This window comes from Bacillus sp. FSL R9-9530, from assembly GCF_038008145.1.
Lineage (GTDB): Bacteria > Bacillota > Bacilli > Bacillales > Bacillaceae_G > Bacillus_A > Bacillus_A mycoides.
On the sequence record NZ_JBBOYO010000001.1, the window covers coordinates 3,514,801 to 3,529,277 of the forward strand.

Genomic DNA, 14,477 nt, shown 5'->3' on the forward strand with positions numbered 1-14,477 from the left:
GGTAAGACATGTACTATTCCTTTTTCATCGTTATAACAAAATAAATTTGTTGAATATCATAATATAAATTTTATTTCAAAACAAGAGCCAATTTTCTTATTTTTATACATTATTTTCAATTATCACTGTTTTATACGTAACTTTTCCGAACTATTTTTACAAGTTGATGAGCAACCATACCAATTAGTGTACCAATTAAAACGAAGAAACAAATAAATCCGTATCCCATTCCTTCCCAACCACCAATAGCGATCATTGTTACAGGAAAGAAAGCTAAACAAAGAAGTACTAAACTAAGTGCAAATATAATATCAAACTGTTTATCTGGAAAACGTTTCTTTAGTAAATATGACATAAAAAATACAAGGAGAACGGTGACTCCACCAATGATGTAAAAGATACCAAATCCATCTAGCCAATCCATAGTATTCCCTCCTTCCATTCATTCCCTTATACTTATTATATGTTTAATTTTTCTGAAAATAAATAACGAAATTTTATTCAAAAATATATTTTTATTACCAGGTATTAATAGTAATATATAAGAATAGGTTTTATATAATCAGGAGGGAAACTTTATGGATAAAGCATTAACAAATCGCGTCATTATTTTATCTTTCGACTGCTTATCAGCTTTAGATTTTCCTATATTACAAAAACTACCTAATTTCCAAACTTTAATAAAAAAGGGCGCGATTGCGAAAAAAGTGGAGCCAATTTATCCTTCTGTAACATATCCAAGCCACTCAACAATCGTAACCGGTAATTATCCTAATAAGCATGGCGTTGTCAGCAATACATTACTTCAACCAGGACGTGATTCACCAGATTGGCATTGGTACCGAAAGTCCATTAAAGGAACAACTTTATATGATGAAGCACGCAAAGCAAATTTAACGACAGCAGCCCTTCTATGGCCTGTTACTGGAAGAGCAAATATCGATTACAATTTACCAGAAATTTTTCCAAATAGACCGTGGCAAAATCAAATTTTAGTTTCATTATTTAGCGGTAGCCCGCTATATCAATTAGATTTAAATCATCGTTTCGGCCATATACGAAATGGATTGTCACAACCTGAGCTTGATAATTTCGTCCTTGCTTCTGCCCTACATACAATTCAGACAAAAAAGCCTAATGTTATGTTTGTACATTTTACTGATTTAGATACTCAAAGACATTACCATGGCTTCGAGTCTGAGGAAACAGTAGCTGCAATCCACAGACACGACGAACGCCTAGGAAAAATTATCCATACATTAAAAGAAAGTGGTATATACGAAGAAAGTACAATTATTGCACTTGGTGACCATAGCGCTTTAAGTGAAAACAAGGCAATCCAATTAAATGTCCTATTCTGTCAAAAAGGGCTTATATCCGTAAATAAACGTGGAAAAATACACGATTGGAAAGCTTATTGCCAAAGCTGTGATGGATCTGCCTACGTACATGTAAAGGATAAAAATGATACTGAAACGATTAAAGAGATTCAACTTCTTCTTGAAGAGCTTCTTCAGGATAAACAAAATGGAATTGAATTTATTCTGCACGATGAAGATGCAAAAGAACGTGGCGCTGATGGTAATTGCTTATTTATGCTAGAGGCCATGGAAGGTTATTACTTCATTGAAAATTATACAGGTGATTTCATAAAAGAAATTAATAAAGAAGATGTTAATTCTAGTAAGAAATATACATTTGGAACGCATGGATATTCCCCAACAAAACCTAACTATGAAACAATTTTTATGGCTGCTGGGAAAGGCATTCAAAGCGGCGTTACAATTCCGTATATGAGACTGATTGATGAAGGTCCGACTATCGCTAGGTTACTCGGTTTGCACTTAGGTGAAACAGACGGCGCAATTGTAGAGGATTTACTTCAATTGTAAAGAACTGTGTATATATGTAAAAGTTATGTAAAAATCATCACTGTTTCTCTTTTTATAATTTTTATTTTTGTACACTGTTAGTAGAACAAATTTAAGGGGGAACATTATATGAAAAAAATGTCCAGACAAGAAAAAAGCTGGATATTGTACGATTGGGCGAACTCAGTATATTCGCTCGTCATTACAACTGCATTATTCCCAATTTACTTTAAAGCAGCTGCAAAAGAAGCTGGACTATCTGGCGCAACTTCAACAGCCTATTGGGGATATGCAAACTCGTTCGCTACACTTTTAATTTCTATACTCGCTCCTATTCTCGGCACAGTTGCTGATTATAAGGGATTTAAAAAACGATTTTTCACATTCTTCTTTGGACTCGGTATCGTATTTACAAGTATGCTAGCAATTGTTCCAACATCTCAGTGGTACTTATTACTAGGATGCTATATGCTCGCATTAGTTGGCTTTGCTGGAGCAAATATTTTTTATGATGCATTTCTAGTAGATGTTACCTCTGGAGATAGAATGGACCGAATTTCTACGCGAGGTTTTGCATTAGGTTACATTGGGAGCACAATTCCTTTTATCGGTTGTATTGCTCTTATTATTCTTGCTCAAAAAGGAACTATCCCCTTATCAGTCGGAATTGCTAGTCAAATTTCCTTTGCAATAACTGCTCTTTGGTGGGGACTATTTACGATACCAATGCTAAAAAATGTAGAGCAAACACACTATATTGAACGTCATCCAAGACCAATTGCAATGAGCTTCAAGCGCCTTGCTAATACGTTTAAAAATATTAAAGAATATAAAACTGTATTTATGTTCCTAATAGCTTACTTTTTCTACATTGATGGGGTAGATACAATTATCACTATGTCTACTGCTTACGGAACAGATCTCGGTATTAGTGCAACCAATCTATTAATCATCTTATTTGTAACACAAATTGTCGCTTGTCCATTTGCTTTATTATATGGAAAACTATCGGAAACATTTACCGGTAAAAAAATGCTATATGTCGGCATTATCATTTATATCATTATTTGCACATATGCTTATTTCTTAAAAACGACGTTTGATTTCTGGATTTTAGCAATGTTAGTTGCTACTTCTCAGGGCGGAATTCAAGCACTTAGCCGTTCTTATTTCGCAAAACTAGTACCGAAAGAATCTGCAAATGAATTCTTCGGATTTTATAATATCTTTGGTAAATTCGCGGCAATTATGGGTCCGGTATTAGTTGGTGTCACAACCCAATTAACAGGAAAAACAAACGCTGGTGTCCTTAGTATTATTGTCTTATTTATTATCGGTGGATTCTTATTAACTAGAGTACCCGAAAATAATACGTCCGTTACACCACCTAATCCGAAAACTAAAACAATATAAGAGAAAGATCCCCTTCACACAAGAAGGGGATCTTTCTCTTATATTTTTAACGATAACGCCCCACAATTAAAAACTCTAAAGCTTGTACAAAAATAGTTTATCGACAGTTGTTCCTAATACTTCTGCTAACCGGAATGCTAGTGCTAAGCTTGGATCATATTTATTATTCTCAATTGCATTTATCGTCTGTCTTGATACGTTACACTTATCCGCTAATGCACCTTGTGAAATATTATTTGCAGTGCGCAATTCATAGATTTGATTTTTCACACCGTTTCTCCTAACCTGTAAAATCGTTTTTACATCATCAGTATATAGTTGGTACATGTCATTGTCAAAAGATTGCCACAAGAAAAGGGAGCAATTCTGCTCCCTTACAATAGCTATTTCGAAACTAATCAATTCGTCATTTCCTCTCGATTCACAATATCTTCTTTCTTTATTTGCATACGTAAAACCGGACCTATCGCAAATAAAATAAGTGCCATTGCTATACAAAATACAGTAACTAGTGAGGTCATCTCCTTCAATCCTCCAGCTAGTGAAGTTCCAATTAACATTGCCCCCATGAACAGTGGTAAAATCGTTCCATTTACTCTGCCAATCATATTTTCTGGTACAAGTTGAATCATAAGCGTACCGACAACGATATTGACACAGGCTAAACAAATACCTGTTCCAAATCTCATGAAACTAGTAATCCAAAATGATGTAGATAACCCTTCTACTAAAAATGACATCGCTAATATGCTCATACCGAATACAAACATCTTTTTCGGATTCACTTTTGAAGCGAAAACTGCAGCAACAATACCACCAATTAACATACCGATTCCATCAGCTGCGGCTAAATATTGAACGGCTTCCTTTTCCATTCCAAGCCGTTCTATTACAAGAAACACTTCTAATGGATTCGTTAGTCCAACAGCTAAGCCCATAATGGTGAAAGTGATCGTAATCATACGTAAATTTTTCGTATGAAGAACGTATTTCCAACCTTCTTTTATATCATTTTTTAATGAACCTCTCGCCACTTGCTCTTGTTCCACCCATTTTGGTAAAAATGAAAGAGCGATAGCAGATAACAAAAATAAAATAATTAAGCTATATAGTGACGTAAATAAACCAAGTTGTGTGTACACAAGCGATCCTACCACTGGTCCAAAAATCATAAATAGCGACTGTAATGTTTGATTAAATGCAATCGCATTTGCTACCTGTTCTTCTTTTACATAGCGTTTAAATATACGCGAAGATGATGGCTGTGAAAACTGACCTACAATCGCGGAAATGAGTGTTGCAAAAAATATAGCCTGCCAATAATCCAGCTTTAGCAACAAGACAATTCCTACAATAGACAGTACGCTTAATACATCTCCAGCGACCATCGTTCTTTTCGGATTCCAGCGATCAGCTAGCGCCCCACCGATAAACGAGAAAATAAAAATAGGTGCATATTCCATAACCGATAACAAAGAAACTGAAACTGGATCATTATTCGTTCGCTCCATTATGAAATACAAAAGAGCCATATTTCTGATCCAAATTGCAAATTGTTGTAAAATATCAGATGCCATAACGAGCATAAATGCTCGGTTTTTAAATAAAGCGTTCATTTTCATTCCCCTTTCATAAACCGACCGTTCGGTCTAATTTATTTTGTAAGAAAAGCAACTGACCTATTATTCAGCTGCCATTCCTTTTAACAATACATCTATTGCCTTTTTATAAATACGTTTCAGCTCTTTATAATCTAACTCGTAGTAAAGTACTCCAAGCCCCGATAATAATCCATTCACAATATACATAAGATCACGCGTATCATCTTCTTGAAACTCTCCAGACTGTATACCTGCTTCAATTAATTTCTCAACCATAACATATGATTCTCTAGTTAAAGCTAACAGTTCATCCAGAATTTCTTTACTTACAACTTGGCTCATAGAGAATTCCTCTATTGCATTTGAAATGGGTTGCTGTATGTCCTCTACATAATATTCCGCGAGACCATATAGTTTTTCAGTACTAGTACTATACAACTTCTCTTTTTCATTCCATTTTTCAAGCCAATCATACGTATGCTGTTTCACTACAAATAAAAATAATTCTTCTTTACTTTTAAAGTGATAATAAATGCTTCCTTTACTTCTCTCTGTAATTTCACAAATCTCTTCCATAGATGTAGCTGCATAGCCCTTCTGTGAAAACAGACTTTCTGCTTTATAGGCAATTTCTTTCTTTATCTCTTCTGCGCTTCTTCTCATATTCACACCTCTTTAAACCGACCGTTCAGTCTAATAATAACAAATAAAAAACCTCTATCGCAAGAGGCTATACTCCTTATTTAAGAAAACGTACTTTCAAACCACATTCGAATCATATGTATTATTCCAAATTTAAATCCTAATTTAGTAAGAAATACGGTTCCCTTTTCATTTCCCCTAGCATGTTAAAAATATTTAATCAAACGTTTGTTTAACTGTTTTTATGCATGTGGAAGCCAACTAATCAAACGTTTGTTTAAAAAGAAATACGCCCCCTATAGGGCGTATTCTCATCAATCACCGCCGCCTCCACCACCGCAGCTACCTCCACTATCTCCACCAAAAGAACCTCCGCAATCATGTGAACCTCCATCGTGCGAGCTATCATTATCCGATCCAGCAAAGAAAAATAATGGTGATGAGCTGTTGGATGAATTATGAATGTTATTTTGTTTTGTAAGATTTACCTTCTTTTTGTTTGATCGAACTGCTGTTGCGATCGTTCCAACTACAACAAATAATAGTATGACAATAATAAATTCCATATAAAAGCCTCCCTTAATCTTCGAATAATTGAATGGTTCTCTCTAAATTTTCAAGTGAAATGAAGCGCGATTCACGAAGGATCTCTTTTCCAGTATAAAATAATAAAACTGTTGGCCCTGTAAATACTGCATATCGCCCCGCAATCTCTTGCATGTCTTGTAGTAATATTTCTACTTTCTCTACGTAATCATAATTCTCTAATACGCAATTTACTTTTCTTAACATAACATCACAAACACCACAATTTTCCGTTTTAATAAACAGCAGTACCAATTGTTGTCCTTCAATATATGTCGCTAATTCTTCTATCGTTTCAAATGTATTCATCTTATCCCTCTTAGCGTAATTTACGAAATACTTTATCCTGATACATACGAAAAGCCGAACTATCTTTAATCTTTCTCTTTTCCATTACCTGCTGAAAACGCAGCGTTTTTGCTGTTAACTCTTCTTGTAATTCTTTTCTCTCTACTTCATCATAACAGCACGCAATTAAGTCTTCTATTTTTAATATATCTTTTTGTAGTTCCATTTCTGGTGGAATCATACCTGCATTTTTCAAGATTTTATAACTCATTCTAAGTTCTGGAGGTACCATTGAAAGGTCTTCTAATTGTAGTGGTTTTCCTTTCCCCGGAATATGATCGAGATCACCATTCCGTATTGCTTGTCGAATTTTTTCTTCAGCAATGTTCAAAAAGACATCCACACCATTCGCTCCTTTACATATTTTTACTATTATTTTACATGATATTTTCTCATCTTGCTACGCTATTACAAATTGACTTTATACAATTTTTTCTCAAATTTAATTACAAGGAGCCTTTTCCTCCCTAATCAATATTTTATTTTCATGTGTAGTCTGTATTAGAGCCATTTAATATTGAGAAAATCTTTGCGAATCAAATAAAGCGTTTACACCAAATCTTGCATTTGCTACGATTTAATCACCCCCAGCTCCCTTGTATAGACTTCGTGATGTCTGATCATTTTTATCTAGACGTTTCATACGTCTAGATTCACTTTGGTTTATTGGCGCATGCCTTTAAATATATCTTTTATTTTGAAAGGAGAAATGACTATGAGATCAAAAAAATTCACGCTACTATTACTATCCCTACTACTTTTCTTACCTCTTTTTCTCACAAACTTTATTACTCCAAATTTCGCATTAGCAGATTCACCAAAGCAAGGTCAAAAAATTGTTGGGTATTTTCCTTCATGGGGCGTTTACGGACGTAATTATCAAGTTGCAGACATTGATGCATCAAAGCTAACTCATTTAAACTATGCTTTCGCTGATATTTGCTGGAATGGAAAACATGGAAACCCTTCTACTCACCCCGATAATCCAAATAAACAAACGTGGAACTGTAAAGAATCTGGTGTACCACTGCAAAATAAAGAGGTCCCTAATGGCACTCTCGTACTCGGTGAACCATGGGCTGATGTCACAAAATCTTATCCGGGATCGGGTACAACTTGGGAAGATTGTGATAAATATGCCCGCTGTGGAAATTTCGGAGAACTGAAACGATTAAAAGCTAAGTATCCTCACTTAAAAACAATTATTTCAGTTGGTGGCTGGACTTGGTCTAACCGCTTTTCTGATATGGCCGCTGATGAAAAAACAAGAAAAGTATTCGCTGAATCTACAGTAGCTTTTCTTCGCGAATATGGATTTGACGGCGTTGATTTAGACTGGGAATACCCGGGTGTTGAAACGATTCCTGGTGGTAGTTATCGTCCTGAAGATAAACAAAACTTCACCCTTCTGCTTCAAGATGTTCGAAATGCATTAACGAAAGCTGGTGCAGAAGATGGTAAACAATATTTACTAACAATCGCGTCAGGTGCAAGCCAACGTTATGCGGATCATACAGAGCTAAAGAAGATTTCTCAAATACTGGATTGGATTAATATTATGACATACGATTTCCACGGTGGGTGGGAAGCTACTTCTAACCATAATGCTGCACTATACAAAGATCCAAATGACCCCGCAGCGGATACGAAATTTTACGTAGATGGTGCGATAGACATTTATACAAATGAAGGGGTTCCAGCGGATAAACTCGTATTAGGTGTACCTTTTTACGGACGTGGATGGAAAAGTTGCGGAAAAGAAAATAATGGGCAATACCAACCTTGTAAACCAGGTAGTGACGGAAAGCTCGCTTCTAAAGGCACTTGGGATGATTATTCTACCGGTGACACAGGTGTGTACGATTATGGTGATTTAGCATCTAATTATGTGAATAAAAATGGTTTTGTTCGCGGATGGAACGATGTAGCGAAAGTACCTTATTTATATAATGCGACTACAGGAACCTTTATTAGCTATGATGACAATGAATCTATGAAATATAAAACAGACTATATAAAGACAAAGGGTTTAAGTGGCGCAATGTTTTGGGAACTAAGCGGGGATTGCCGTACAAGTCCAAAATATAGTTGTAGTGGATCAAAATTACTTGATACGCTAGTAAAAGAATTACTTGGTGGACCTATTACTCAAAAAGATACTGAACCACCAACAAACGTAAAAAATATTGCTGTTACAAATAAAAATTCAAACTCAGTTCAATTAAACTGGACTGCATCTACTGATAACGTAGGCGTTACTGAATATGAAATTACTGCCGGAGAAGAGAAATGGAGTACAACAACAAATAGCATTACAATTAAAAACTTGAAATCTAATACAGAATACACATTTTCAGTATTAGCAAAAGATGCTGCTGGTAACAAATCACAACCTACTTCTATTCTTATAAAAACAGATGATGCTAACACAACACCTCCCGGTGGAAATGGCAATGCTACCTTTTCAGTCACTTCAAATTGGGGAAGTGGTTACAACTTCTCAATTATAATTAAAAATAGCGGAACGACCCCTATTAAAAACTGGAAATTAGAATTTGATTATAACGGCAATTTAACACAAGTTTGGGATTCTAAAATTAGTAGTAAAATAAATAATCATTACGTAATTACGAATGCAGGATGGAATGGTGAAATTCCTCCTGGTGGATCAGTTACAATCGGAGGGGCAGGAACAGGCAATCCCGCCGAACTTGTAAATGCATCCATTAATGAAAACTAAACGTAACCTCCATTAATTATTTCACTAAAGTTTGAATTTAGGTTTGAGTGCTCTATCCTAAATTCAAACTTTTAATTTTATGAAAAATCACAATTTATATTATAATAACCTATTATAATTATATTTAGTTTCTAGTATGAAGTTCGCGTGAAGTTCATCTGAATTTTACATGAATTTCCTTTAAGTTCTATTGTCTTCCCATACTAATCACATTATCCTTTACATATAGGAATCATTTCCATTCCATTTCAAACTATCTATATATATAAAAAAGATAGTAGCCTATTAGGGAAAGGCATCTAGTATTATTATAAATATAACCAAAGAAAAAGAACTCTTATGGTGCGCTTATAAGCGCACCATAAGAGTTCTTTTTCTTACAATTCTCATTTGAGAGTTCTCGAAAATCATGTTAATCACAAAGAAAAGGCATTAGCTCATAAAAGCTAACGCCTTTTCTTTGTGATTATTGTTAAACGTTCCATTTTTCGATATTCCATATTTTCGTTATCCATGCTTCATAGAAAGAGGGCTCATGTGAAACAATTAAAACTGTACCTTTATATTGTTTTAACGCTTCCTGTAAATCCGTCTTAGTCTCTGTATCCAAATGGTTAGTTGGTTCATCTAAAATTAAAACATTGCTTTTAGTTACGATAAGTTCGCATAATCGTACTTTTGTTTGTTCTCCTCCACTTAATAACTGGATAGGTTTTAATACATGTTCTTCTTTCAATCCGCACTTTGCTAATGCTTGTCGGATTTCTTTTCTTGTCATATCTGGTCTCCCTGCCCATACTCTTTCTAGTGCAGTTATTTCTGAGGAAAATTCCTCTTGTGCAAAATAAGCGGGTTTTACTCGTTCCCCAACAGAAACTGAGCCGCCTAACGGTTTTATTTGTCCTAGTAATGTTTTTAACATTGTTGTTTTTCCAATCCCATTATGACCAATAATCGCAATCTTTTCCCCTTTTTTCACTTGAAAATCCAATTCTGGAAATAACGGTTCACCATAACCAATTTTCAGTTTCTCTACCTGTAATATACGACTCACTGGCTCAGTATAAACATTAAAATCAAAACGGGCGCGAGGTACATCGTTAACCTTTTCAACCTTTTTCATTTTCTCTAATACTTTTTCACGACTTTTCGCTTGTTTCGCTTTACGAATTTTATTTTTTTGAATAAAACCCTCTAAATGTGCAATTTCTTTTTGTTGTTTCGCATACGCCGCTTGTAATTGTTTCCTTTGTAATTGATAACTTTGCAAAAAGGTTTCATAATCTCCCGCATAGCGCTTAACCTTTCGTTCTTCTAGATGATAAATAACATTCGTAATATTGTTCAAAAATATTTCATCATGCGAAATGATAATATAAGCTTTTTCATACATTTGTAAATATGATTGCAACCATTCTATATGTGCTGTATCTAAATAGTTAGTTGGCTCATCTAATAATAAAACATCCGCTTTTTCTAAAAGGAGTTTCCCAAGTAACAACTTTGTCCGCTGACCACCACTTAACTTTGAAACATCCTTTTCCAATCCTATTTCAAACAAGCCTAAGCCTGTTGCTACTTCCTCAATTTCTGTATGAATTTGATAAAAATTAGAATTCTCCAATATAGTTTGTAACTCTCCATACCTTACTAACAATTTCGCTACTTCTCCTGCTCCAGCCATCTCTTCTGTAAGTTTTAACATGTCACGTTCCAACTCATACAGGTTAGAAAACGCACTTTGCAAGTATTCTTCAATTGTTATGCCTTCTTGTAAATCTATATGCTGTTGCAAAAAGCCAATCTTCACATGTGGAAACCATTCAATGTTTCCATCATCATGTATAAGTTCTCCTGTTAACAAGCGTAATAATGTGGATTTTCCAATTCCATTTTTCCCTACTAGCCCAACATGTTCGCCCTTTAATAATCGAAAGCACGCATTATATAAAATGGTTTTCTCACCATATGAATGACTTACATTTTCTACTGTTAATATACTCATCTTTTTTCTCTCCTTTTCTTATGATCCATAAGCTAAATAGAGAGAACAACAGTATAAAGCCTTATTTAGTTATACATATAAAAATGGGTAAGGTGAATACACCTTACCCATTACATATTATCGTAAGAAAGGATTAAGGTTCTTTACCTGCTGTCTTCAATTTAGCTTATTTGTTAAAAATGGGCAGACTTCTCCCGTATCAAGCTAAAACCATTTGAAGAACAGTTGATAAAGTCATTTTATCCTTTCACTCCTTTAACATTTGTTATATTAAGAGTATAAACCACTCTGTTATATTCTATTCTCTACTTTTTCTTTTGTTCCTTCTTCCAATTTATCCGATATTAATGAACCCACTATTTCCCCTATAGATTTCATCTTTCTCCTTCAATAGAAAAAAGCCTCTTAACAGCAATTATACAAAAAACTGTTAAAAGACTTTTTTCTATTTTTTCATGTAAGGAGCCAATACTCTTAAAATTTCTTCCTTATCCTTCTTTAACTCAAGAGATGTTAACATATCCATCGTTCGCGGCCTAGGTAATTCCACTTGGACCTCGCCAACTATTGATGCTGGTCTTTGAGATAAAATAAATACGCGATCAGAAAGTAAAATTGCCTCATCTAAGTCATGTGTAACCATAACAATTGTTTGCTTTTCTTGATGCCAAGAATTTAAAAGCCAACTGTGTACTTCCATTTTTGTAAATGCATCTAATTTTCCAAAAGGCTCATCCAGCAGCATAATTGGCTTTTCACATAAATACGTACGAAGGAAACTAATTCTTTGACGCATTCCACCTGATAATTCATCTGGATAATGATTTGCATATTCATCTAGCTCAAATTGCTTTAATGCTTCCATTCCTTCTGTCAGCCTTTGTTTTTTAGGCTTCCCTTCGATTTCCAATGGAAGAACGATATTTTGCAAAGCCGATCGCCACGGTAGTAATAAATCTTGTTGTGGCATATAACTAACAACATCTTGTTTTTTTACATACTCCTCGTTATAAAACACTTCTCCGCTCGTTGGCTCTTCAACACTTGCAATCATATTTAATAATGTACTTTTTCCACAACCACTCGGACCTACAAAAGAGACAAACTCTCCCTCTTGTATAGACGCACTAATATTTGCTAATACATTCTTTCCATCGAAAGCTTTTACAATATCTTTTATTTGTAATCCACTCATTTTTCACTTGGAAGGAATTCATTTGTAAAGGCATCTTTTACATCGATTTTCTTTTTAATAACTTTGTTGTCATATAAGAAATTCATGTAATTTGTCCAAATCTCTTCCTTCTGTACTCCCCACGCTTTTGCATCATCTTGATACTTTGTACTTAACCACTTTTGGCTTTCTTGTACTAATTCTTTATTCACATCTGGAACAGCTTTAATTAAAATATCCGCAGCTTCTTTCGGTTCTTTAATTGCAAAATCATAACCTTCCGTCGTTGCCGTCATAAATTTTTTCACAAAATCTTTATCTTGCTTCGTATGTTTTTCACTTGTAATAATAACAGGACTATAGAAATCAAGCGCTGGATCTAAGTCTTTTACCATAATTGTATTTAACTCTTTTCCTTGACGCTTCGCTTCAATTCCATCCCATCCATAATAAATCCATTCAAAGTCTGCATCACGACCGATTGATTTAAAGAAATCTGTTTGTCCAAGAATAATTTTTTCAACTTTATTAAAATCAGCTTGATGTTTCTCCATAATCGTCTTTAACGTCGCTTCTTCTGCTGGTCCCCCCCAGCCGCCATAACGTTTACCTTCAAAATCTTTCGGTGACGTCATATTATCTTTTTTTAGAGATGCAAAAGCAGAGGTATTATGCTGAATAATTGCACCAACAGAAACAACTGGGATTCCTTCAACACGAGCTAATGTTACATTTTCTTGTGCGCTTATCGCAAAGTCTGCTTTCCCAGAAGCAATCATCTGCTCTGCCGTTACATTATCACCAGGCTGGATAATTTCTACATCAAGCCCTTGCTTTTTGTAATAATCTTTCGTTTGCGCTACATATAAGCCAGTATGATTCGTATTTGGAAACCAATCTAAAACGACTTTTACTTTTTTATCTTTACTTGAACTTTCTTCTTTCTTCGCCGGATTACATCCGGCAACAGTTACTGCTAATAATGCAGCTAACATAATTTTTAAACCTTTTTTCATTTTCTGCCGCCCTTTCTGTATATCCATGGTGCTGTTATTCTTGCCATAAATTCAACAATAAAGTACAGACATAATGTCACCATGACGATAATCGCTGCAACACCAAATACTCGAGCCGTTAAAAAGGATTTTGTTGCTCTTGTAAGCATAACTCCTAATCCTTCACTGGCACCAAGCCATTCCCCAATAATCGCCCCCATCACACTATATGTAACAGCAATTTTTAAACCTGAGAAAAAGTATGGGAGTACTGCTGGAAACTTTACTTTCTGGTAAACTTGCCATTTCGTTGCCTTCATTGTTTGTAACAGTTTCAGCATATTTTTATCTACCGTTTGGAAACCTTCTAAAATGCTAAGCGCAATTGGGAAGAAACAAACAAGAATAACAACCATTACTTTTGGCAACATTCCGTATCCAAACCAAATAATAAATAATGGTGCGAGCACAACGATTGGAATTGTTTGCGAAATAACGAGCAATGGATTCATTAAAATCCGAAATAAAGGGATGACATCCATAATGATAGCAATACTCGTCCCAAGTAAAATTGCAAAAAACAACCCAATTATTACTTCCTGTAACGTTTGCACTGTATTCGGTAATAGTAAATCTTTCATTCCAATTAACTCTTGCACAATTGCAGACGGCTTCGGTAAAATCCACGGCTCAATTTTAAATAATGAAACAGATCCTTCCCATATAGCAATGAGAAGGATAAGCCAAATTGTTGTGATTATTTTAGATCGCTTCTGGTTTTGCATATTCATCACGGTACTTCCAAACTTTTTCGTCAATCGTTACGCCTGTACTTGGACGATAGTGAATTTTAATAGAAGTAATTACTTCTTCTGCTCCAGCATCGACGCAAGCTTGTTGCGCGCGTTTAATGACGTCAAGAAGTACATCTAATTCTCCTTCCAACGTTGTTTCCATTGCCCCTACTTCATAACGAACTCCCGACTGTTGTACAACTTCAATTGCTTTATCAACAACGGAATACACATCTTTGTTCTTCGCTTGTGGTACTACTGAAAATGAAATTGTAACTTGTTGTGACATAATAAAATCCCCCTTACAAA

The 14,477-nt window shown here is 34.9% G+C and carries 15 protein-coding genes, 1 pseudogene and 1 other annotated feature (1 of these 17 running past the window's edge); of the genes and pseudogenes, 3 read left to right on the plus strand and 13 right to left on the minus strand.

Annotated elements, in window-relative coordinates:
* Window positions 1–37: a binding site (T-box leader), on the minus strand (it extends 171 nt beyond the left edge of the window).
* Between the two features lie 93 nt (window positions 38–130).
* Window positions 131–424: a YesK-like family protein gene (locus MKX66_RS17645; protein WP_002124993.1), complete on the minus strand. Its 294-nt coding sequence runs from the start codon at window positions 422–424 to the stop codon at window positions 131–133.
* A gap of 154 nt (window positions 425–578) precedes the next feature.
* Between MKX66_RS17645 and MKX66_RS17650 the strand changes: the two genes are divergently transcribed.
* Window positions 579–1,892 (plus strand): alkaline phosphatase family protein, encoded by a 1,314-nt coding sequence (locus MKX66_RS17650; protein ID WP_002029569.1) that lies wholly within the window; start codon window positions 579–581, stop codon window positions 1,890–1,892.
* Between the two features lie 108 nt (window positions 1,893–2,000).
* Entirely contained in the window at window positions 2,001–3,284 is a 1,284-nt protein-coding gene (locus MKX66_RS17655) for an MFS transporter (protein ID WP_002139495.1), read from the plus strand.
* Window positions 3,285–3,359: 75 nt separating this feature from the next.
* Here the strand turns inward: MKX66_RS17655 and MKX66_RS17660 are convergent, their stop codons facing one another.
* The 7 genes and pseudogenes from MKX66_RS17660 to MKX66_RS17690 all read right to left on the minus strand — a co-directional run bounded on the left by MKX66_RS17660 (window position 3,360) and on the right by MKX66_RS17690 (window position 6,803).
* The gene (locus tag MKX66_RS17660) at window positions 3,360–3,611 is read right to left on the minus strand and encodes a helix-turn-helix transcriptional regulator (protein WP_002010192.1); all 252 of its coding nucleotides are present in this window, start codon (window positions 3,609–3,611) and stop codon (window positions 3,360–3,362) included.
* A gap of 71 nt (window positions 3,612–3,682) precedes the next feature.
* On the minus strand, window positions 3,683–4,900 hold the full coding sequence (locus MKX66_RS17665) for an MFS transporter (RefSeq protein WP_002124988.1): 1,218 nt from the start codon (window positions 4,898–4,900) through the stop codon (window positions 3,683–3,685).
* A 66-nt stretch (window positions 4,901–4,966) separates the two neighbouring features.
* Window positions 4,967–5,548, minus strand: coding sequence for a TetR/AcrR family transcriptional regulator (locus tag MKX66_RS17670; RefSeq protein ID WP_002124986.1), 582 nt, complete (start codon window positions 5,546–5,548; stop codon window positions 4,967–4,969).
* A gap of 80 nt (window positions 5,549–5,628) precedes the next feature.
* Window positions 5,629–5,712, minus strand: a pseudogene (locus tag MKX66_RS17675) (histidine kinase); the annotation flags it as partial.
* A gap of 129 nt (window positions 5,713–5,841) precedes the next feature.
* Window positions 5,842–6,093 (minus strand): hypothetical protein, encoded by a 252-nt coding sequence (locus MKX66_RS17680; protein ID WP_002029564.1) that lies wholly within the window; start codon window positions 6,091–6,093, stop codon window positions 5,842–5,844.
* A gap of 13 nt (window positions 6,094–6,106) precedes the next feature.
* Window positions 6,107–6,421, minus strand: a complete 315-nt coding sequence (locus MKX66_RS17685; protein ID WP_002029563.1) for a thioredoxin family protein — start codon at window positions 6,419–6,421, stop codon at window positions 6,107–6,109.
* A 10-nt stretch (window positions 6,422–6,431) separates the two neighbouring features.
* Entirely contained in the window at window positions 6,432–6,803 is a 372-nt protein-coding gene (locus MKX66_RS17690) for a DnaJ family domain-containing protein (protein ID WP_002140246.1), read from the minus strand.
* Window positions 6,804–7,175: 372 nt separating this feature from the next.
* On the opposite strand from MKX66_RS17690, the gene MKX66_RS17695 reads away from it, so the two are divergent.
* Window positions 7,176–9,200 carry a glycosyl hydrolase family 18 protein gene (locus tag MKX66_RS17695; RefSeq protein ID WP_326996958.1) on the plus strand — a complete coding sequence of 675 codons (2,025 nt, stop codon included), beginning with the start codon at window positions 7,176–7,178 and terminating at the stop codon, window positions 9,198–9,200.
* Window positions 9,201–9,672: 472 nt separating this feature from the next.
* Here the strand turns inward: MKX66_RS17695 and MKX66_RS17700 are convergent, their stop codons facing one another.
* The 5 genes from MKX66_RS17700 to MKX66_RS17720 all read right to left on the minus strand — a co-directional run bounded on the left by MKX66_RS17700 (window position 9,673) and on the right by MKX66_RS17720 (window position 14,457).
* Window positions 9,673–11,205 (minus strand): ABC-F family ATP-binding cassette domain-containing protein, encoded by a 1,533-nt coding sequence (locus MKX66_RS17700; protein ID WP_002140244.1) that lies wholly within the window; start codon window positions 11,203–11,205, stop codon window positions 9,673–9,675.
* A gap of 445 nt (window positions 11,206–11,650) precedes the next feature.
* The gene (locus MKX66_RS17705) at window positions 11,651–12,400 is read right to left on the minus strand and encodes an ABC transporter ATP-binding protein (RefSeq protein ID WP_326996960.1); all 750 of its coding nucleotides are present in this window, start codon (window positions 12,398–12,400) and stop codon (window positions 11,651–11,653) included.
* Window positions 12,397–13,395: an ABC transporter substrate-binding protein gene (locus tag MKX66_RS17710; protein ID WP_002124979.1), complete on the minus strand. Its 999-nt coding sequence runs from the start codon at window positions 13,393–13,395 to the stop codon at window positions 12,397–12,399. Before MKX66_RS17710 ends, MKX66_RS17705 begins: the two co-directional genes overlap by 4 nt.
* Window positions 13,392–14,165, minus strand: a complete 774-nt coding sequence (locus MKX66_RS17715; protein WP_002091231.1) for an ABC transporter permease — start codon at window positions 14,163–14,165, stop codon at window positions 13,392–13,394. The genes MKX66_RS17710 and MKX66_RS17715 overlap by 4 nt, the downstream gene beginning before the upstream one ends.
* Complete coding sequence (locus tag MKX66_RS17720; RefSeq protein WP_000082898.1) at window positions 14,137–14,457, minus strand: MTH1187 family thiamine-binding protein; 321 nt, start codon at window positions 14,455–14,457, stop codon at window positions 14,137–14,139. The genes MKX66_RS17715 and MKX66_RS17720 overlap by 29 nt, the downstream gene beginning before the upstream one ends.
* Between the last annotated feature and the right edge of the window lie 20 nt (window positions 14,458–14,477).